Annotated in this window: 14 protein-coding genes and 1 pseudogene; 7 read left to right on the top strand and 8 right to left on the bottom strand. The window is 69.6% G+C overall.

Annotation, left to right across the window (positions count from 1 at the left end; translation table 11 throughout):
- Nucleotides 1–366, bottom strand: a pseudogene (locus METY_RS20605) (DUF3971 domain-containing protein); the annotation flags it as partial.
- Nucleotides 367–519: 153 nt separating this feature from the next.
- Between METY_RS20605 and METY_RS20600 the strand changes: the two are divergent.
- Together METY_RS20600 and METY_RS20595 are read left to right on the top strand one after the other, a co-directional pair.
- On the top strand, nucleotides 520–990 hold the full coding sequence (locus tag METY_RS20600) for a peroxiredoxin (protein ID WP_103123266.1): 471 nt from the start codon (nucleotides 520–522) through the stop codon (nucleotides 988–990).
- Between the two features lie 80 nt (nucleotides 991–1,070).
- Nucleotides 1,071–2,249, top strand: a complete 1,179-nt coding sequence (locus METY_RS20595; protein WP_103123265.1) for a M23 family metallopeptidase — start codon at nucleotides 1,071–1,073, stop codon at nucleotides 2,247–2,249.
- A gap of 128 nt (nucleotides 2,250–2,377) precedes the next feature.
- Here METY_RS20595 and prfB read toward each other — a convergent pair.
- Nucleotides 2,378–3,509, bottom strand: a protein-coding gene (gene prfB / locus METY_RS20590) for a peptide chain release factor 2 (protein ID WP_103123264.1) whose coding sequence is annotated in 2 segments (ribosomal slippage) — nucleotides 2,378–3,439 and nucleotides 3,441–3,509 — 1,131 coding nt in all. Because the reading frame shifts where the segments join, the coding sequence is not laid out codon by codon here.
- Between the two features lie 126 nt (nucleotides 3,510–3,635).
- Here prfB and METY_RS20585 point away from each other — a divergent pair.
- Nucleotides 3,636–3,941 carry an EthD family reductase gene (locus METY_RS20585; protein ID WP_103123263.1) on the top strand — a complete coding sequence of 102 codons (306 nt, stop codon included), beginning with the start codon at nucleotides 3,636–3,638 and terminating at the stop codon, nucleotides 3,939–3,941.
- 3 nt (nucleotides 3,942–3,944) lie between these two features.
- Here the strand turns inward: METY_RS20585 and METY_RS20580 are convergent, their stop codons facing one another.
- From METY_RS20580 to METY_RS20570, 3 genes are all read right to left on the bottom strand, one after another.
- On the bottom strand, nucleotides 3,945–4,556 hold the full coding sequence (locus METY_RS20580) for a cation transporter (RefSeq protein WP_244593771.1): 612 nt from the start codon (nucleotides 4,554–4,556) through the stop codon (nucleotides 3,945–3,947).
- A gap of 37 nt (nucleotides 4,557–4,593) precedes the next feature.
- Complete coding sequence (locus tag METY_RS20575; RefSeq protein WP_103123262.1) at nucleotides 4,594–7,053, bottom strand: penicillin-binding protein 1A; 2,460 nt, start codon at nucleotides 7,051–7,053, stop codon at nucleotides 4,594–4,596.
- Between the two features lie 171 nt (nucleotides 7,054–7,224).
- A complete protein-coding gene (locus tag METY_RS20570) occupies nucleotides 7,225–8,439 on the bottom strand; it encodes an N-acetylmuramoyl-L-alanine amidase (protein WP_103123261.1) in 1,215 nt (404 codons plus the stop codon).
- A 688-nt stretch (nucleotides 8,440–9,127) separates the two neighbouring features.
- Between METY_RS20570 and METY_RS20565 the strand changes: the two genes are divergently transcribed.
- Nucleotides 9,128–11,821 carry an Rne/Rng family ribonuclease gene (locus METY_RS20565; protein WP_103123260.1) on the top strand — a complete coding sequence of 898 codons (2,694 nt, stop codon included), beginning with the start codon at nucleotides 9,128–9,130 and terminating at the stop codon, nucleotides 11,819–11,821.
- Nucleotides 11,822–12,293: 472 nt separating this feature from the next.
- Here METY_RS20565 and secG read toward each other — a convergent pair whose 3' ends face one another.
- Both secG and tpiA read right to left on the bottom strand, forming a co-directional pair.
- Complete coding sequence (gene secG, locus METY_RS20560; RefSeq protein ID WP_103123259.1) at nucleotides 12,294–12,908, bottom strand: preprotein translocase subunit SecG; 615 nt, start codon at nucleotides 12,906–12,908, stop codon at nucleotides 12,294–12,296.
- A 106-nt stretch (nucleotides 12,909–13,014) separates the two neighbouring features.
- Entirely contained in the window at nucleotides 13,015–13,779 is a 765-nt protein-coding gene (gene tpiA / locus METY_RS20555; RefSeq protein WP_103123258.1) for a triose-phosphate isomerase, read from the bottom strand.
- Between the two features lie 183 nt (nucleotides 13,780–13,962).
- Here tpiA and METY_RS20550 point away from each other — a divergent pair, with 183 nt between their 5' ends.
- The 3 genes from METY_RS20550 to METY_RS20540 all read left to right on the top strand — a co-directional run bounded on the left by METY_RS20550 (nucleotide 13,963) and on the right by METY_RS20540 (nucleotide 18,365).
- Entirely contained in the window at nucleotides 13,963–15,858 is a 1,896-nt protein-coding gene (locus METY_RS20550; RefSeq protein WP_103123257.1) for a SurA N-terminal domain-containing protein, read from the top strand.
- A gap of 22 nt (nucleotides 15,859–15,880) precedes the next feature.
- Entirely contained in the window at nucleotides 15,881–17,395 is a 1,515-nt protein-coding gene (trpE, locus tag METY_RS20545) for an anthranilate synthase component I (protein ID WP_103123256.1), read from the top strand.
- 70 nt (nucleotides 17,396–17,465) lie between these two features.
- A complete protein-coding gene (locus METY_RS20540; RefSeq protein WP_103123255.1) occupies nucleotides 17,466–18,365 on the top strand; it encodes a dihydrodipicolinate synthase family protein in 900 nt (299 codons plus the stop codon).
- A 69-nt stretch (nucleotides 18,366–18,434) separates the two neighbouring features.
- Here METY_RS20540 and METY_RS20535 read toward each other — a convergent pair.
- A partial coding sequence (locus tag METY_RS20535) for a glycine zipper domain-containing protein (protein ID WP_103123254.1) occupies nucleotides 18,435–18,691 on the bottom strand: 257 nt, incomplete at its 5' end.

Raw genomic sequence — 18,691 nt, 5'->3', positions numbered from 1 at the left:
CTCTACCTTCGGCGCGGCCACGATCGTCGGGCCGCCCGCCGCCTTTGCGATCGCAAGGTTGACGAGCCGCAGTTCGACGCCGTCCGCGCCGCGGTGCAGTTCAGCGTCCTCGATCGAAACCGCATAGTCCGGCCCCAGCCGCGATTCGAGCGCCGCCGTCACGCGGGGAATGACCTGCGACGCGGGGAGCGGCAGATAAAGGATGGCGAGCCAGATTGCCGAGAGCGCGGCCGCGACGCCGAGGAGGCCGAAGGCGACAAGCCGGACCGCACGACGCGGCGAGATCAGCGGCCCGACCCGACGCCGCCGCGCGGCGACGAGGGCGAGCGCGCGCGCGCGTCGCGAGGGGCTCTCCATCTCGGTCATCAGGCGCGCGAGGTCTCCCAGGATGCGGCGCGGCGTGCATGAGGCCCTATCGGCGTACCTGCAACCGGCCGGGGGCTCAAGAGTCCCGGACCGGTGACGATCCGAAACCGGCGCCTTACGTAAGCTGCGCGTTCCGCAAAGAAGGAGACCTCCATGGCTGAAGCTCTCACGATCGGCGAGCCCGCCCCGCCCTTCGACCTTCCGGGCGCCGGCGGCGAATCAATAAGCCTCGCCGAGCTGAAGGGGCGCAAGGTGGTGCTCTATTTCTACCCGAAAGACGACACGAGCGGCTGCACCAAGGAGGCGATCGCTTTCAACGGTCTGCGTAAGGCCTTCGCGGAGGCCGGAACCGAGATCATCGGCGTGTCGCCGGACAGCGTTGCGAGTCACGACAAGTTCCGGTCGAAGTACGACCTCGCCTTCCCGCTCGCTGCGGATGAGGAAAAGGCGATGCTCGAGGCTTACGGAGTGTGGAAAGAGAAGAGCATGTACGGCCGCAAGTATTTCGGCGTGGAGCGGACCACGGTGCTAATCGACGCCGAAGGGCGCGTCGCTCAGGTGTGGCCGAAGGTCAAGGTCGACGGCCACGCGGACGAGGTGCTGCGGGCCGCGCAGGCGTTGTGAGCTCCGCAGGCCAGCCGCATTAGCGCGCGGTTAACCCTAACGCGAAACAGTCGGCGGGCCCGCAACCGAAAGGCCCCCGCATGACGATCGATCGCCCTCTCCCTTCGGGCGGAGACCTCATCGTCATCGAGTGCGGACGCCGGATCGCCATCCGCCTGCCGCGCTATGGCGCGGCGGCGGTCGCAGCAATGATCGCGCTGTCGTTCGGATGGTCGCTCGGGACAGCGTACTACGTGGCGTTCCACGACGTCGTCGTGGCCGAGATCCGCGGCGGCGCGAAGGCGGCGGCGAGCGCCTACGAGGCGCAGATCGACCAGCTTAAGACGGAGCTCGAGCGCGTGCGCACCCGCCGCCTGGTCGAAAAGACGGGATCGGAGCAGCGTCTGGCCGAACTCGCACGCCGGCAGGAATCGCTCGAACGTCGACAGACCGTGCTCGCCGAACTCGCGGGCCCGGCCCTCGACCGGTCCGAGGCGCCGACGTCCTACGCCACGAAGCCGACGCCGCTGGACCGGCTGGAGGGCGAACGCCGGGGCCTCGCGGCGTCGACCGAACCCGCCAATCCGGCCGAGCAGATCAGCTCGGGCCTCGACAAGCTCGAGGCCGGACAAGGGGCGGCGCTCGACGCCCTAGAGACCCGAATCGACGACAAGCGCCGCAAGCTGCAGCGGATCTACGACGGCCTTGCGCTGCCGAAGTCGAACGGACGAGGCGCGGAGGCCGGCCGGGGCGGTCCGTTCGAACCCCTGCCCGCGCGAGCGCAGACCTTCGAGGCCCGCGCCGACCGGGTCGCGGCCCAGCGCGCCGTGACCGCCGAACTCCGCGACCGCCTGGAGGACGCGCCGATTCGGACGCCGGCGCCGGGCGCGTCGATCAGCAGCGGCTTCGGCGCGCGCACCGACCCGTTTCTCGGCCAGCCCGCCTTCCACGCAGGACTCGATTTCGAGAGCGCCCTCGGCCGCCCGATCCGTGCGACCGCGCCGGGACGAGTCACGGCCGCAGGCTACAGCGGCGGCTATGGGCTTATGGTCGAGATCGATCATGGTGGAGGGCTGACCACCCGTTTCGGCCATATGTCGTCCGCCGCCGTCCAACTGGGGCAGACCGTCAAGGCCGGGGCCGTTCTCGGTCACGTTGGCTCAACCGGCCGCTCGACCGGCCCGCACCTGCACTACGAGACCCGCATCGACGGCGAGGCGGTCGACCCCCTGCGCTTCCTGCGCGCAGGCGCCGCCTATGCGGCGACTTTGTCGGACTGAGGCCGCGCGGAGCCCCTCAACCGTTTCGCTTTCACGCCCGCGCCTTCGCGCGGGCGTCCCCATCTTGCTCCCGACCTGACGAATCGTCTGATCGGAGTGACGGCGCTCCGCCGGCCCACGGCGGACGATCAGTCGACGTCCTCGACGCCCTCCGGCGCGCCGCCGTAGGCGCGCTGGGCGAGGGTCGCCTCCATGAAGTCGTCGAGCTTTCCGTCCAGCACGTCCTGCGGCGAGGTCGAGGTGTGGCCGGTCCGCAGGTCCTTCACCAGCTGATAGGGCTGCAGCACGTAGGAGCGGATCTGGTGGCCCCAGCCGATGTCGGTCTTGGCCGCCTGGTCCGCCGCCGCCTGCTCCTCGCGGATCTTCAGCTCGCGCTCGTAGAGCTTGGCGCGCAGCATGTCCCAGGCGGTCGCCCGGTTCTTGTGCTGAGAGCGGTCGCCCTGGCTCACCACCATGATGCCGGTCGGGTTGTGCACGAGGCGCACCGCCGATTCGGTCTTGTTGACGTGCTGGCCGCCGGCGCCGCCGGAGCGCATGACGTCGGTGCGGACGTCGCTCTCGTTGATCTCGATTTTGATCGAGTCGTCGATCACGGGGTAGACCATGATCGAGGCGAAGCTGGTCTGGCGCCGCGCGTTCGAATCGAACGGCGAGATCCGGACCAGCCGGTGAACGCCCGCCTCGGTCTTCAGCCAGCCGTAGGCGTTGTGGCCCTTGATCTGCAGCGTGGCGGACTTGATGCCCGCCTGCTCGCCGTTCTGGTGGTCCACCACCTCGATCTTGAAGCCGCGGCGTTCCGCCCAGCGGGTGTACATCCGCAGCAGCATCTCGGCCCAGTCCTGGCTCTCGGTGCCTCCGGCGCCGGGATGGACTTCGAGGAAGGTGTCGAAGCCGTCGGCCTCGCCCGAGATCAGCGACTCGAGCTGGCGGCGAGCCGCCTCCGCCTTCAGTGCGCGCAGGGCCTCCTCGGCCTCGGCGACGACCGAAGGGTCGCCCTCCATCTCGCCAAGCTCGATGAGCTCCAGATTGTCCTTCATCTCGCTCTCGATCCGCTGCACGCCGCTCATGGCGTCGTCGATCGAGGTGCGTTCGCGCATGATCTTCTGCGCGCGCTCCGGGTCCTCCCAGAGCGTCGGGTCTTCGGCGATGTCGTTCAGTTCTTCGAGGCGGGCCTTGGACGCATCCCAGTCAAAGATGCCTCCTCAGCAGCCCGACCGACTGCTCGATGTCCTGAACGAGGGTCTCGATTTCGGCGCGCATGGCCTCTGAGCTCTCGTGTGTGCGTTGGGGAGGCGACTGTTAGCGGCCCTGTCCCGCGCTGTAAACGGCGGCGGACCGCCTTATGTGGGCCTCCGAGGCGCACGTCGCGCCAGCAGGAGAAGACCCATGAGCAAACTCGTCGTGATGTACCCGAAGCCGGCCGATCCTGCCCAGTTCGACAGCCATTTCCGCGGCGTCCATATGCCGCTCGTGCAGAAGATGCCCGGACTGAAGAGCTTTAGCTTCGGCCCGGCCACCGCGCTCGACGGCTCCGACGGCGCATTTTTCTGGATGTTCGTCGGCACGTTCGACAGCCTCGACGCGATCCACGCTGCGCTCAACTCGCCCGAAGGCCAGGCCGCGGTCGCCGACATCCCGAACTACTCACCCGAGGGGCCGACGATTCTGCATCTCGACGCCACCGAGGGTTGACGTTCAGGCTGCTACGCGTCCCTCGGCGCGCGCAGCCTCGAACACCTCGCGAGCGGCGTCGGCGTTCATCGCGGCGATTCCGAGGCCGACGATCAGGTCAGGCCAGGGCGACGACGTGGCGGCAGTCGCGAGCCCTGCGCCGATGATCGCGACGTTGGCGAGCGCGTCGTTGCGGGCGGAGAGGAAAGCGGCCTTGGTGAGGCTGCCCTGCGCCGCCCGGAACCCCGCGAGCATCAGAGCGCATGTCACATTGACAGCGAGCGCGCCCGCCCCCGCCAGCGTCAGCGCGCTAGACGAGGGCGCGACCGGCGCGCCGAAGTTGCTCCATGCGGTCCACAGAGTGGCGAGTCCGGGAATGAGCAGGATCGCGGCCAGCGCCATGCCGAGTTGGGAGCGCGACCGCGCCGACCAGCCGAGCGCTAGCAGGATCAGGAGGTTGACCGAGGCGTCCTCAAGAAAGTCCACGCTGTCAGCGAACAGCGCGACCGAACCGATGGCGGTCGCCACCGCGAACTCGACGCCGAAGTAACCGAGGTTCAGCGCCGCCACGAGGCCGACCGTGCGGCGCAGTCCGTCATCGGCCGCGAGTTCGGCCGGTTCGATCTCGTCGCTCAAGCCTCGCGCGTCCTGTTCCTCGCCGCCGTCCCGCGGCTCAGTACAGCCCGCCGGTGCCTGAGCGCACCGCGCGGTCGGCTTCCGGCGTGACGGTCTGCGGACGACCGCCCTGGTCGGCCGAGCCGATGATCGAGTAGCTGTCCGGCGGCGCCGTGCCGGGCTTGAAGGCTTCGAGGATGACCTTCGAGTCCCCGCCGGAGGCCCGCATACCGTTCGACGGGTTGATCCGGATCAGCTTGATGCCTGGAGGCACACGGAAGGGCGTCGCGGGCTTATCGGCGAGCGCGCTCTTCATGAACTCGGTGAACACCGGAGCGGCCAGTTCGCCGCCGGTCTCGCCCTCGCCCATGGAGCGCGGCTTGTCGTAGCCGAGGTAGACGCCGACCGCGAGGTCGGGCGAGAAGCCGACGAACCAAGCGTCGCGGTAGTCGTTCGTGGTGCCCGTCTTGCCGGCGATCGGCCGGCCCACCGCCTTCACGCCGGTCGCCGTCCCGCGCAGCACCACGCCTTCGAGCATCGAGGTGATCTGGTAGGCCGTCATCGGGTCGAGCACCTGCTCGCGGCGGTCGACGAGCTTCGGCTCGTCCTGGTTCGCCCAGCCGCCGGCGTTGCAGCCCAGGCACTCGCGGTCGTCATGGCGGTAAACGGTCTTGCCGGTGCGATCCTGGATGCGGTCGATCACCGTCGGCGTGATCCGCTTTCCGCCGTTCGCGAACATCGAATAGGCCGCCGTCATCCGCAGCACGGTCGTCTCGCCGGCGCCCAGCGCCATCGAGAGGTAGGGCGGGAGGTCGTCCATCACACCGAAGCGCTTGGCGTATTCGGAGATGAGCGGCATGCCCATGTCCTGCGACAGCCGCACCGTCATCACGTTGCGCGACTTCTCGATTCCGAATCGGAGGGTCTGGGGGCCGTAGAACTTCTTGGCGTAGTTCTCGGGGCGCCAGATGCCGATGCCGGGGCCCTGGTCGATCTCGATCGGCGCGTCCATGACGACGGACGACGGGGTGTAGCCGTTGTCGAGGGCGGCCGCATAGATGAACGGCTTGAACGACGAGCCCGGCTGACGCAGCGCCTGGGTGGCGCGGTTGAACTGGCTCTCGTCGTAGGAGAAGCCGCCCGCGAGCGCGAGCACGCTGCCGGTGTAGGGGTCCATCGCGACGAGCCCGCCCGAGACCTCCGGCGGCTGCCGCAGCCGGTACTGGTCGGAGCCTTCCTTCAGCGGCTCGACATAGACCACGTCGCCAGGCTTCACGACCTGCGCGACCGTCTTCACGGCGCGGCCGCGGTCCGGCCCCTTGGCCCACTTCGCCCAGCGCACGCCTTCCAGCGGCAGCACGGCGGTGACGCGCTCATGCGTCACCGCGCCTGACTTCTCACGACCCGGCTGCAGGCCGATCGTCGCCTGGGTCGCCCCCGCGTCGAGCACGACCGCGAGCCGCCACGGCGCGACGTCGCCGTAGGCCGGCACGTCGGCGAGCGCCACGCCCCAGTCGCCCTTCGGATCGATCTCGCGCAGCGGACCGCGCCAGCCGCGCTGCTGGTCGTAGGCCACGAGTCCGTGGCTGAGCGCTTGGCGGGCGAGCGCCTGAAGCTTGGGGTCGAGGGTCGTGCGGACCGAAAGGCCGCCTTCGTAGAGGCCCTTCTCGCCGTACTTTTCATAGAGGACGCGGCGGACCTCCTCGGCGAAGTACTCGCTCGACGGAAGCTGCGAGCCCGTCGGGCGCGGGTTGACGTCGAGCGGCTCCTTCTTGGCGGCCGCGGCCTCCTCGACGGACGCGTAGCCGTTCTCGGCCATGCGATCGATCACCCAATTGCGGCGCTCGATGGCGCGCTCCGGGTAGCGGAACGGATGGTAGTTGTTGGGCGCCTTCGGCAGCGCGGCGAGGTAGCCGACCTCCGCCAGCGTCAGCTCGGTGACCGCCTTGTCGAAATAGACGAGCGACGCCGCCCCGACGCCGTAGGCGCCCATGCCGAAGTAGATCTCGTTGAGGTAGAGCTCGAGGATCCGGTCCTTGGAGTAGGTCTGCTCGATCCGAAGGGAGAGCAGCGCCTCCTTCAGCTTGCGCTCGTAGTTCTGCTGGTTCGTCAGCAGGAAGTTCTTCGCCACCTGCTGGGTGATGGTCGACGCCCCCTGGGGACGCCGGTCGGCGTTCTGCAGGTTGGAAAGCGCGGCCCGGGCGATGCCGGTGAAGTCCAGCCCGCCGTGCTCGTAGAAGTTCTTGTCCTCGGCCGACACGAAGGCGTTGATCACGCGCTTCGGCACCGCCTGGATCGGCAGGAACAGCCGCCGCTCTTTGGCGTACTCCGCGATCAGGCGGCCGTCGTTGGCGTGCAGCCGCGTCATGATCGGCGGTTCGTAGTTCGCCAGCTGCTCGTAATCGGGGAGTTCGCGCGAGTACTTCCACACGACGACGCCGAGCGCGGCCGCGCCGATCACGGCGACGATCGCGCCGGTGGCGAAGAGGAAACCTAAGAACCGCACAAGCAGGCGCATGTCACCTCGTTCCGTGTCGACGGCCTTGAACGCGAACGAACGACGCGACGTGGCGCGGGTGCGGTCCGAACAGCGGCCTGAGCGGTACTGGACGGCCCCCGCCTGCTCGCGCTTATCAGATACCCGGATCGTGGCGCTTTGTGGAGATTGTACGGCGCATCCGCCCTGCGCTCAATTCACCCGGCCGGGTGTGCTTCCTGCGATACGGGTCTCGAAGTAGCGGTCGATGGCGGTCGCGATCGCGTCGGTCGCCTGGTCGCGCCAGGCGTCGGACATCAGCAGCTTGGCGTCCTCCTTGCTCGAGAGGTAGCCGAGCTCCAGCAGCACGGACGGCACGTCCGGGGCTTTCAGTACCCGGAAGCCGGCGGAGCGCAGGGGATTCTTATTCAGCTTCGCGGCCTGCTTGAGGTCGCGGGCCAGCATCTTCGCGAACTGGGCGGTGAAGCTGGTGGTCTCCCGGCGAGTCAGGTCGAACAGGATGCCGGCGACCTCCTCGGGCTCATCCGACAGATCGACGCCCGCGATAAGGTCGGCCTTGTTCTCCTTGTCCGCGAGCCGCTCCGCTTCCTTGTCGGAGGCCTTGGAGGACAGCGTGTAGATCGTCGCGCCCCGGACGCCGAACGGGTCGGTGAGGGTGTCGGCGTGGATGGAGATCATCAGCGCGGCCGCGTTGTCGCGGGCGACCTTCACGCGGCCCGGCAGCGAGATGAAGGTGTCGTCGTCGCGGGTCAGCACGGCCTTCCTGCGCCCTGACGCTTCGATCTTGGCTTTGAGCTGCTTCGCGAAGGCGAGGACGATGTCCTTCTCGCTCGCGCCGTCGGGGCCGGCCGCGCCGGGATCGACGCCGCCATGGCCGGGGTCGATCACCACCACGGGAAGATCGGTCGTCTCAGTCAGTTTCGCCTGGGGCGGCGTCGCGCCGGTCGTTTCCGGCCCGTGCGCGGCGACGGACTGAAGGAAGGTCTTGCGGTCGCTCGGCGTCAGGTCGAGCACGATGCGGGCCGGCTGGCCGTCGAGGGCGTCGAGCACGAAAGCCTTGTCGATCGCGACCGGCCGCGTGACGTCCACCACGATGCGCGAGCGGCCGGGCGCGAACACGCCGAAGCGGTAGGCGCTGACGAGTCCCCGCCCCTGCCGGCCGGCCACCTCCGGAAGGCGGAACGCCACCTCGGGCAGGTCGATGATCACCCGGTAGGGATCCGCCAGCGTGAACGCCTTGATGGACGTGGACGCGGTCAGGTCGATCACCAGACGCGTGCGCTGCTCGTCGCCCGCAAGCCGTGAGTCCGTCGCGACGGGGCGCGGCGGCGACTCCTGCGCCATGGCGGGAGCGGCCCACGCGACCAGCGTCAGCAGAACGGCGGCGAGAAACGACACGCGAATCATGGCGGTCCGAAAAACCTGCTGAAACGAGGAAGCGCCCAACGCGTTCTAAGGATTTACGGCCCCGCGGTTAACCCGTTCTTAAACCTGTTCGCGCGCTTTCGCGATCGGCTGTGGCGCGAACGCGACGGCGCTCCAGCGAGCGTGCTTGTCAAGCGCCGGTTTCGTCCGCTAAAAATGCGTCGCTCACGCTCCGGTGACGCGAGTCTGATGTCAGACACCCGCCGAACCAGCGTCCGTCACGGCGTCGCGACTGCGGCGCGCGGCTTGCTCGCGCCCATCGGGACGGGCGACGCCGATGCGGCGAAGTCGGTCCGTTTCCGGTCATGGTCAAGCGGCGGCTTTCGGCGGTTCCGTCTCGGAACGCCGGATCGCCTGCGTGAGCGCTCGGAGGTTCGCCCCCGGGTTCGTCTTTGTGTCCCATTCGCGCCGGCTTCGACGCCGCGCCGCGACCGATTTGCGAGGTTCGCCGGAGAATGCGCACGGCGCCTAACGCCGCCTCCGCTTCGTCCCGGACTTCGATTCGCCGGATGCTCCGGCTCGCCTCGTCTTCGCGTCGCCCCGCCGCCTCTTTGGCCTCCGACGCGCCCATCTTTCCCTCATTCGAGCGTCCGCGCGCTTCCCGCGCCCCGCAGGCGCCGTCGGCGACGACGGCTCCGCGCCCGCTCGGCCGTATCCAAGAGTTTCGCCCATGGCCAACAAAATGCTCATCGACGCCACCCACGCGGAGGAGACGCGGGTCGTCGTCGTCCGCGGCTCCCGGGTGGAGGAATTCGACTTCGAAAGCGCGAACCGCCGTCAGCTTCGCGGGAACATCTATCTCGCGAAGGTGACGCGGGTCGAACCGTCGCTGCAGGCGGCGTTCGTCGAATACGGCGGCAACCGGCACGGCTTCCTCGCCTTCAGCGAGATCCATCCCGACTACTACCAGATCCCCGTCGCCGACCGTCAGGCCCTGCTGGCCGAAGAAGAAAAGGCGCACGCCGCGGAGGACGAGCCGCACGAAGAGAAGCCGGCCGGCGGCCGGCGGCGGCGCGGCCGCGCCCGCCCGAAGGCGGCGCCCGCCAACGGCGACGAGTCGGTCTCGCTCGATCCGGCCCCGGAAGAGGTGGGCGGCGAAGAGGAAGGCCCCGCTCCCGAGGCCTCCGCTGAGGCCGAGATCGCGGTTGAGGCCCATGTCGCCGAGCAGGAAGAGAAGGTCTCCGGCGACGACAGCCACGACGACGACAGCAATGAAGACGAGCACCCGGTCGAGTCGATCGGCGCCGGCGACGCGCTCGAGGAGATGCCCGAGCGGCGCCCGCGGCACATCCGCTCCTACAAGATCCAGGAAGTCATCAAGCGCCGCCAGGTGCTGCTGGTGCAGGTGGTCAAGGAAGAGCGCGGCACCAAGGGCGCGGCGCTCACCACCTATCTCTCGCTCGCCGGCCGCTACTCGGTGCTGATGCCGAACACCGCCCGCGGCGGCGGCATCTCCCGCAAGATCACCTCCGCCCAGGACCGCAAACGTCTCAAGGACATGGTTTCGGATCTCGACGTGCCGGAGGGCATGGGCGTCATCCTGCGCACGGCCGGCGCTAGCCGCACCAAGCCCGAGATCAAGCGCGACTTCGAATACCTGATGCGTCTCTGGGAGACGGTTCGCGACCTGACGCTGAAGTCGACCGCGCCCGCGCTCGTCTACGAGGAAGGCTCGCTCATCAAGCGGTCGATCCGCGATCTCTACAATAAGGACATCGACGAAGTTCTGGTCGCCGGCGAAGAGGGCTACCGCGAGGCGAAGGACTTCATGCGCATGCTCATGCCGAGCCATGCGAAGATCGTGCAGCCCTACCGCGACAGCCAGCCGCTGTTCTCGAAGTCGGGCGTCGAAGCGCAGCTCGACGCGATGTTCTCGAACGTCGTGACGATGAAGTCGGGCGGCTACATCGTCATCAACCAGACCGAGGCGCTCGTCGCCATCGACGTGAACTCGGGCCGCTCGACGCGCGAGCACAACATCGAGGACACCGCGCTCAAGACGAACCTGGAGGCGGCCGAAGAGGTCGCGCGCCAGATGCGCCTGCGGGACCTCGCCGGCCTCATCGTCATCGACTTCATCGACATGGAGGAGAGCCGGAACAACAAGGCGGTCGAGAAGAAGCTGAAGGATTGCCTGAAGGACGACCGCGCGCGGATCCAGCTCGGCCGGATCTCCCATTTCGGCCTGATGGAGATGTCGCGCCAGCGCATCCGCACCGGCGTGCTGGAAAGCTCCAGCGAGGTCTGCCCAGTCTGCGCCGGCGTCGGCACAGTGCGCGCCGTGCCGTCGGTCGCGCTCCATGTCCTGCGCATGGTCGAGGAGCACCTGCGCAAGGACGCCACCCGCAATCTGCTGGTGAAGACCCGCAACGAGGTCGCGCTCTACATCCTGAACCAGAAGCGCGGCCATCTCGGCGAGATCGAGAGCCGCTTCGGCGTCACCGTTCTGTTTGCGGCGGAAGAGCATCTGCCGACCGGCCAGCATCTGACGATCGAGCGCACCGAGCTCGCCACGGGGGAGGCCCGCGCGCCGGTCACGCAGGTCCGCGTCGACAGCATTCCGCCGGATGAGATCGTGGATGAAGATCCAATCACGGAGGACGAGGAGGTCGAGGCCGTCGTCGCCCAGCCTGCGGCGCGCGAGCCGCAGGCGCAGAACGGCGGCGGCGATCAGGACGGCTCAGAGGGCGGCGGCCGGCGTCGCCGCAGGCGCCGTCGGCGTCGCGGGGGCGGCGGCTCCGGCGAGGCGACGTCTTTCGGCGGCGAGTCGCAGGGCGAGACTTCCCCGGAAGCCGAGGGATCCGACGAGGACGAGACCGCGAACGGGCCGGACGACGCGATCGTGAGCGACGTCGCCGGCGACGAGCCGCTGCCGCCGGTTCTGGTCTCGGTCGAGGAGGTGTCGCAGCCCGTGGAAGCCTTGGCGGAACCCGAGGCTCCCGCAGCCGAGGCGGTCGAAGCGAGCGACGAGGACGACGGCAAGCGCCGCCGCCGTGGTCGGCGCGGCGGTCGCCGCAGCACGAAGAAGGACGCTGACGAGGTCACGGCCGTAGCCGTGGCCGTGGAGGACGCTCCGAGCGACGCGCTCGTCGTCGAGGACGTGGCCGCCTCGGACGCGGCGGAGCCCGCCGAGGAGCCAGCCGCCCGCGAGCTGACGGCGGTGGCGCCGGTCGAGCCGCAGCCGGAGGACGTCGCGGCGACATCCGAGGCTCCTGCGCCCGACGCGGTCGAGCAGCCTGAGGCGGTGGAGGCTCCCGAGGAGCCCCGCCCCGCGCCTGTGGCGCAGCAGCTCCCGGAAGCGGTCGAAGACCCCAATCGTCCCCGCCGCACCGGCTGGTGGAGCAAGCGCGTCTTCGGCGGCTGACCGGGGCCGAACGCTTCGTTCATGCAAAAGGCCCGGACGGCGACGTCCGGGCCTTTTGTCGTCGGGGGGCTACCCAAGCTGAAACGGCGCATTGCCTAGCCGGGTATCCACGACGGTGAGGCCAGAGCGCTGTTGGCCCTCGTTGATGCGGTGAGCCCCGCCGTCATTCCGGGCGAAGCGCCGAAACCAATAAACCCCCGGACAAAGATCGATCTCGAGCCGCGGGCTTAAGGGCCCCGGGACAAGCCCGGGGTGACGGCGGCGTAAATCTGAACCGCTCAGGCACCGGACGTGAGCCACGACACCCACAAGAGCGGTGGTCGGCTCGACGCGATCGAGCGGCGCCCTCTTCTCGCGACCGCCGGCATGGCGCGGACCGCCGCCCTAAGAGATCCCAGCCAGAAACCGGACGCAAAAAGGGCCGGTCTCCCGGCCCTTCGCATCAATCGTTCTGGCTCTTCGCCCGCGCCAGTTACGGCTTCGGCGGCTCCGTAGCGGCGGGCGCCTGAGGCTGGGCGGGCTGCTCCATTGCGGCGGGCGGCGCGCCCTGCGGCTTCGGGTCGTCGGCGTTCGAGCCCTGGGGCGAGGTTTCCTGCGCCGGGGCGTGCTTCGGCTCGTCGGTCGGGCCAGTCAACTTGGGATCGGCCTCCTGCGGCGTGATGGGCGCAGTCGGCTGCTGGGGAGCGGCCGGCGCCGCCGGCTGCGGCGGCTGAGCTGCGCCGGGCTGTTCGGTCGCTCGACGCAGCTCCGGCAGGATGCCGCCCTGCCCCGAACCGAGCGGAACCTGCGGGCCCGCCGCGCCGGCGGGCGCCGCCGCCGGCTTGATGGTGGCGGCGGTCGGCTGCAGGCGGTCGAGCACCGAGCCGCCGCCGTAGCCCGCGAGAATGGTCAGCGTCAGGCTGGTCACGAAGAAGCCCGCCGCGAGATAGGCGGTGACCCGAGTTAGCGCGTTGGCCTGGCCGCGGCCCGACATAAAGTTGCTGCCGCCGCCGACCCCGAGGGCGCCGCCCTCCGAGCGCTGGAGCAGCACGACCACGACCAGCGCGAGCACGATCATCAGGTGGAGGACGATGAGGACGGTCTGCATGACGCCTGCGACTTGAAACGGAACGGTCTGGGCGCGCGCAACCGGGTCGCGCGCGACGAAGGCGGCTGTTTACACCACGCGTCGCCGGGACGCCACCTCGGCGGGATCAGCGGCGCACGGCTCTGGCGATGGCGAGAAAGTCATCGGCCTTGAGGCTCGCTCCGCCTACTAGCGCTCCGTCAACGTCCGCCACCGCGAGCAGTTCCGCCGCGTTCGAGGGCTTCACCGAACCGCCGTAGAGAATGCGGATCTTCTCGGCCTCCGGGCCGAAGCGCTCGCCGAGCTGGGCGCGGATGAAGCCGTGCATCTCCGCGACGTCGTCCACGGTCGGCGTCAGGCCGGTGCCGATCGCCCAGACCGGCTCGTAGGCCACCACCACCGTAGCGGCCGTCGCGGCCTCCGGCAGCGAGCCCGCGAGTTGGGCCCCGACGACCTCCAGCGCCTTGCCCGCGTCGCGCTCCTCGCGGGTCTCGCCGACGCAGATCACGGCCAGCAGCTTGGCGCGCAGGGCGCCCTCAGCCTTGGCGCGTACGACGGCGTCGGTCTCCCCGTGGTCCGCGCGGCGTTCGGAATGTCCGACGATGACGGCCTTTCCCCCGACGTCCGCGATCATCTCCGGCGAAATGTCGCCGGTGTGCGCGCCGGAGGCCTCCGGATGACAATCCTGCGCGCCAACCAGCACGCCGGCCCCGCGGGTGGCGGTCGCGAAGCTGGTCAGCAGCGTCGCGGGGGGGAACACGGCGAGGTCGACGACCTCCTTCAGCGCGCCCTGATAGGCGCCGACGATCCGGACGAACTCCGGCGCGGAGGCGGAGAGGCCGTTCATCTTCCAGTTACCCGCGACGAGCGGCTTGCGGGCGGCGTCGGACATGAAGGCTCCTCCTGAGCACGAAAAGTCTGCGCTTTTCTAGGACCGCGGAGGTAGCAGAACGCGGCGCGCTTGCAAATTCCTCCCGCGGCTGCGATTTGCGGCGCTCGGACGCGTGCCTGTAATGTCGCGCGCCCCGCGCGGGAGCGTCCCGCCGTCCTCGAACGCGAAGATATGTGAACCGCAATGCTCCAAACCCTTCGCAAAGGCGCCGCAGGCTGGGTCGCCAAGATCTTCCTCGGCGTGCTCGTCCTGAGCTTCGCCGTGTGGGGCATCGCGGACATCTTCCGGGTCGGCGGCACGGGCACTGCGGCTGCGACGGTGGGGACGCAGGAGGTTCCGCTCGAGACCTTCCGCCAGGCCTACGCCAATGAGATTCGGCGCGTGAGCCAGCAGGCGAAGCGCCCGATCACGCCGGAGCAGGCGCGCATAGCGGGCCTCGGCGAGCGGACGCTCGGCAACCTCGTCAACGAACTCGCGCTCGACACGCGCGTCGCCTCGCTCGGCCTCGCCGTCTCCGACGAGGAAGTGGGCCGCGAGATCACCGAAGACGACGTGTTCAAGGGGCCCGACGGCCGCTTCGACCGGGCCGGCTTCCAGGAGATTCTGCGCCAAAACAACCTGAACGAGAACGCCTACATCACGATGCAGCGCCAGTTCACGGCTCGCCGGCAGCTCACCGACGCGCTGGCCGGCGAGGTGCCGACTCCCCTCGCCTTCCGCGAGGCGCTGCACGGATACGTGAGCGACAGCCGCTCGATCTCCTACGTCACGCTGACGCCTGAGGCCCCCTCTGCGGTGCCGGCGCCGGCGGATGCGGCGCTGAGGAGCTACTTCGAAGAGCGCAAGGCGAGCTTCGCCGCGCCGGAGTTCCGCAAGGTCGCGCTTCTGCAGCTTGACCCGGCGAAGCTTGCGGCCACCCGCACGGTGCCGGAGCAGGACATCCGCGCCTATTACGACGCCAACAAGCCGAAGTACGCCACGGCCGAGAAGCGCTCGATCGAGCAGGTAACCTACCCATCGCTCGACGAGGCGAGGGCGGGCTACGACCGCATCCAGGCGGGCGGCCTGTTCGAACAGGAGATGGCGCGCCAGAAGATCACGCCGCAGGACGCGTTCCTCGGCAACCTCACCAAGGCCGAGATGTTCGACGCGAAGATCGCGGACGCCGCCTTTGCGCTCGCGCCGAACACCGTGAGCCAACCCATCCAGGGCGCCTACACGACCGCGCTGCTGCGCGTGACCGGCGTCCAGCAGGAGCAGACGAAGAGCTTCGAGCAGGTGAAGGGCGAGATCCGCAAGGTGATAGCCGAAGAGGGCGCGCGGGCCGACCTCCAGGGCCTCCACGACAAGGTCGACGAAGCGCGCCTCGGCGGCTCGACGCTCGACGAGATCGTCAAGTCGCAGAAGCTGCCGCCGCTGAAGTTGGTCGACGCCATCGACGCCCAGGGCCGCGGCCCGGACGGCAAGCCCGCGCCGGGCGTTCCAGCGTCGGAGTCGTTGATGGGCGCGATCTTCGCCGCAAGCCCCGGCGCCGAGAACGACCCCGTCACCGTCGACGGCGGCTACGTCTGGTACGAGGTTCGCGAGGTGAAACCCGCGCGCGACCGCACCTTCGAGGAGGCCCGCGCCGACGTCGAAGCCCGGTGGCGGGCGGACGAGGCGCGCAAGCGGCTGGACGCCCGGGCGGACGCGCTGCTCGGCCAGCTGAAGGCCGGCAGGCCCTTCGATCAGACGGCGGCCGCCGAGAAGCTCGAGCTCGCCCAGGCCGAAACCACCCGCGTCGGCGGCGCGCCCGACATCACGCAAGCGCAGGCCGTCGCCGTGTTCCAGACGCCTGTGGACGGCTTCGGAAAGACCGCGCCGAACGACCAGGGCGCGCGGCTCGTCTTCAAGGTGACGGCGGAGAACACACGGCCCTTCGATCCCAACGCGCCGGACGGCACGGGTCAGGTCGCGAAGATCTCGGAAAGCCTCAGCGCCGAAGTGGTGTCGGCCTTCGTGCGCCAGATCCGCGATCAGCTCGGCGTCAAGTTCAACGAGCCCGCCATCGCCCAGGTCCTCGGCGGCGGCGAAGGCTGAGCCGGTCTCGAAAGTCGCGCTCATGCTCATCTCGCCCGCGATCGCGGCCTTCGCAGCCGTCTACGCCGCAGGCCGGCCGCAGGTCGTCTCCACGACCCTCGTCGGCGACCTCGAGACGCCCGTGTCGGCCTTTCTGAAGCTAGCCGAAGGCAAGGCGAACGCGTTCCTGCTCGAGTCCGTGGAGGGCGGCGCCACGCGTGGCCGCTACTCCATGATCGGGCTGAAGCCCGACCTGCTCTGGCGCTCGGTGGGCGGCAAGGCCGAGATCAACCGCCACGCTGCGACCGACCTCGACGCCTACGAGCCCTGCGACGAACGCCCGCTCGACGCGCTGCGCGCGTTGCTCGCGGAGTCGCGCATCGAGATCGTGGACGCCCTGCCGCCGATGGCGGCGGGCGTGTTCGGCTATCTCGGCTACGACATGGTTCGGGAGATGGAGGAGCTGCCCTCCCCCAACGCCGACGTGCTGCAGGTCCCGGACGCGATCCTGATGCGGCCGACCGTGATGCTGGTGTTCGACGGGGTGAAGGACGAGATCACCATCGTCACGCCCGTGCGGCCGGAGCCCGGCCTCTCCGCCGAGGCCGCCCATGCGCGCGCCGTCGACCGACTGACGGAGATCGTGGAGGGGCTCGACCGCACGCCTTCGCGTGAGCCGGCGCAGGTCAACCCCGAAGAGCACTACGCCCTCACCTCGAACACCACGCCGTCCGAATACGAGGCGATGGTGCTGCGGGCGAAGGAGTACATCGCGGCCGGCGACATCTTCCAGGTGGTGCTGTCGCAGCGCTTCGAGGCGCCGTTCGACCTGCCGGCCTTCGCGCTCTACCGCGCCCTGCGCCGCACCAACCCGGCGCCCTTCCTCGTCCATCTCGATTTCGGGGGCTTCCAGATCGTCGGCTCGAGCCCCGAGATCCTGGTGCGGGTGCGCGACGGCAAGGTCACGATCCGGCCGATCGCGGGCACCCGCCCCCGCGGCGCGACGCCCGCCGACGACCGCGCCCTGTCCGAGGAGCTGCTGGCGGACCCCAAGGAACGGGCCGAGCACCTGATGCTGCTCGACCTCGGCCGCAACGACGTCGGCCGCGTCTCCGAGATCGGGTCGGTCGAGGTCACCGACCAGTTCTTCCTCGAATACTACAGTCAGGTGATGCACATCGTGTCGAACGTCGAAGGCCGGCTCGACGGCCGTCACGACGCGCTCGACGCGCTGGTCGCGGGCTTTCCGGCGGGCACGGTCTCGGGCGCGCCGAAGGTGCGGGCGATGGAGATCATAGACGAGCTCGAAAAGGACAAGCGCGGCGTCTACGCCGGGTGCGTCGGCTACTTCGGGGCGAGCGGCGAGATGGACACCTGCATCGTGCTGCGCACGGCGGTGGTGAAGGACGGCCGCATCCACGTGCAGGCGGGCGCCGGGGTCGTCGCCGACAGCGTTCCAGCCGCCGAGCAGGCGGAATGCGTCAACAAGGCCAAGGCGCTGTTCCGCGCGGCCGAGGAAGCCCGCCGCTTCGCAAGCGGGGCACGTCGCGCGCAATAGGCTTTGACGCCGGTCCTCACGGCGTCGGACGGCCGGCGCCGGGCGCGGCCAGACGAGACGGGGGTTCGCGATGCGCCTGAACGGCCTCTCCGCTTTTCCGATCACGCCCTCCGACCCCTCCGGAAAGGTGGACGTCGCGGCTTTTCGATCGCTTGTCGCGCGCCTCTGCGCGGCGAAGGTCGATTCGGTCGGAGCGCTCGGCAGCACCGGCTCCTACCCCTACCTCACCCGCAGTGAGCGCCGACGCGCGCTCGACGCCGCCCTTGAGGAAGCCGGCGGCCGGACGCCGGTCATCGTCGGCGTCGGCGCCCTGCGGACCGACGAGGCCGTGGCTCTGGCGCAGGACGCGCGGGCGGCGGGCGCAGCCGCAGGGCTGCTCGCGCCCGTGTCCTACACGCCCCTGGCCGACGACGAGGTCTACGAGCACTTCGCCGTCGTCGCGCGCGAGAGCGGCCTGCCGCTCTGCATCTACGACAATCCGGGCGTCACCCATTTCAAGTTCAGCGCGGAGCTCGTCGGCCGCCTCAGCCGGGTGCCTGGCGTCGTCGCGGTGAAATCCCCGGCCCCAGCGCGGGACGCCGTGGCCGAGAACCTGGCGGAGCTGCGGAGCGTGACGTCAGCCGGGTTCTCTCTCGGCTACAGCGGCGACTGGAACGCCGTCGAGGCTCTGATCGCCGGCGGAGAGGCCTGGTACAGCGTCGTCGGCGGGCTGTTCCCTCGCACCGCCATGACGATCGTGCTGGCGATCCAGGACGGGGACGTCGCGGAAGCGCGCCGGCTGAACGCGAGGCTTGAACCGCTCTGGAGCCTGTTCCGGGAGTTTTCCAGTCTGCGCGTGACCTACGCGGCTGCGAGCCTTCTTGGCCTCACCAGCGCCGAACCTCCCCGGCCGGTGCTTCCCCTCGCCGGCGCCGCCCGCGCCAAGGTGGCCGAGGTGCTCGCGGCGCTCGGCCTGGACGCGGAGTCCTGAGGCTAACCGGCGCAAAGAAAAACGGGCGCCCCGGAGGGCGCCCGTTTCAGAAGCCGAACGTCTGTTCGCTCAGTAGCGGCAGGGGACGCGGTAGCGCTCGCCGTAGCGGTTGGTCGCGTAGCAGCGCTCGCGGCTGCGCTCCGGACGCGTGTTCGCGCCGATGACGGCGCCGCCGGCCGCGCCGAGCGCGCCGCCGACCAGCGCGCCGCTGGCCCGGCCGCCCGACACCGCGCTGCCGACCACCGCGCCCGCGCCCGCGCCGATCAGGCCGCCGGACAGCGCGCGCTCGTTGCGGGTCTCGCCGCAGGCCGCGAGGCCGAGGCCCA

The organism is Methylopila sp. Yamaguchi (assembly GCF_002897035.1).
Taxonomy (GTDB): Bacteria; Pseudomonadota; Alphaproteobacteria; order Rhizobiales; family Methylopilaceae; genus Methylopila.
Note: the sequence above shows the minus strand (reverse complement) of the source record. Positions and strands in the feature narration are given on the sequence as shown.

Bases quoted from the DNA above. Each gene is read 5' to 3' on its own strand.
- trpE (WP_103123256.1), top strand. From the start codon at position 15,881: ATGCTCATCTCGCCCGCGATCGCGGCCTTCGCAGCCGTCTACGCCGCA.
- METY_RS20550 (WP_103123257.1), top strand. From the start codon at position 13,963: ATGCTCCAAACCCTTCGCAAAGGCGCCGCAGGCTGGGTCGCCAAGATC.
- METY_RS20575 (WP_103123262.1), bottom strand. From the start codon at position 7,053: ATGCGCCTGCTTGTGCGGTTCTTAGGTTTCCTCTTCGCCACCGGCGCG.
- tpiA (WP_103123258.1), bottom strand. From the start codon at position 13,779: ATGTCCGACGCCGCCCGCAAGCCGCTCGTCGCGGGTAACTGGAAGATG.
- METY_RS20570 (WP_103123261.1), bottom strand. From the start codon at position 8,439: ATGATTCGCGTGTCGTTTCTCGCCGCCGTTCTGCTGACGCTGGTCGCG.
- METY_RS20595 (WP_103123265.1), top strand. From the start codon at position 1,071: ATGACGATCGATCGCCCTCTCCCTTCGGGCGGAGACCTCATCGTCATC.
- secG (WP_103123259.1), bottom strand. From the start codon at position 12,908: ATGCAGACCGTCCTCATCGTCCTCCACCTGATGATCGTGCTCGCGCTG.
- METY_RS20565 (WP_103123260.1), top strand. From the start codon at position 9,128: ATGGCCAACAAAATGCTCATCGACGCCACCCACGCGGAGGAGACGCGG.
- METY_RS20600 (WP_103123266.1), top strand. From the start codon at position 520: ATGGCTGAAGCTCTCACGATCGGCGAGCCCGCCCCGCCCTTCGACCTT.
- METY_RS20585 (WP_103123263.1), top strand. From the start codon at position 3,636: ATGAGCAAACTCGTCGTGATGTACCCGAAGCCGGCCGATCCTGCCCAG.
- METY_RS20540 (WP_103123255.1), top strand. From the start codon at position 17,466: ATGCGCCTGAACGGCCTCTCCGCTTTTCCGATCACGCCCTCCGACCCC.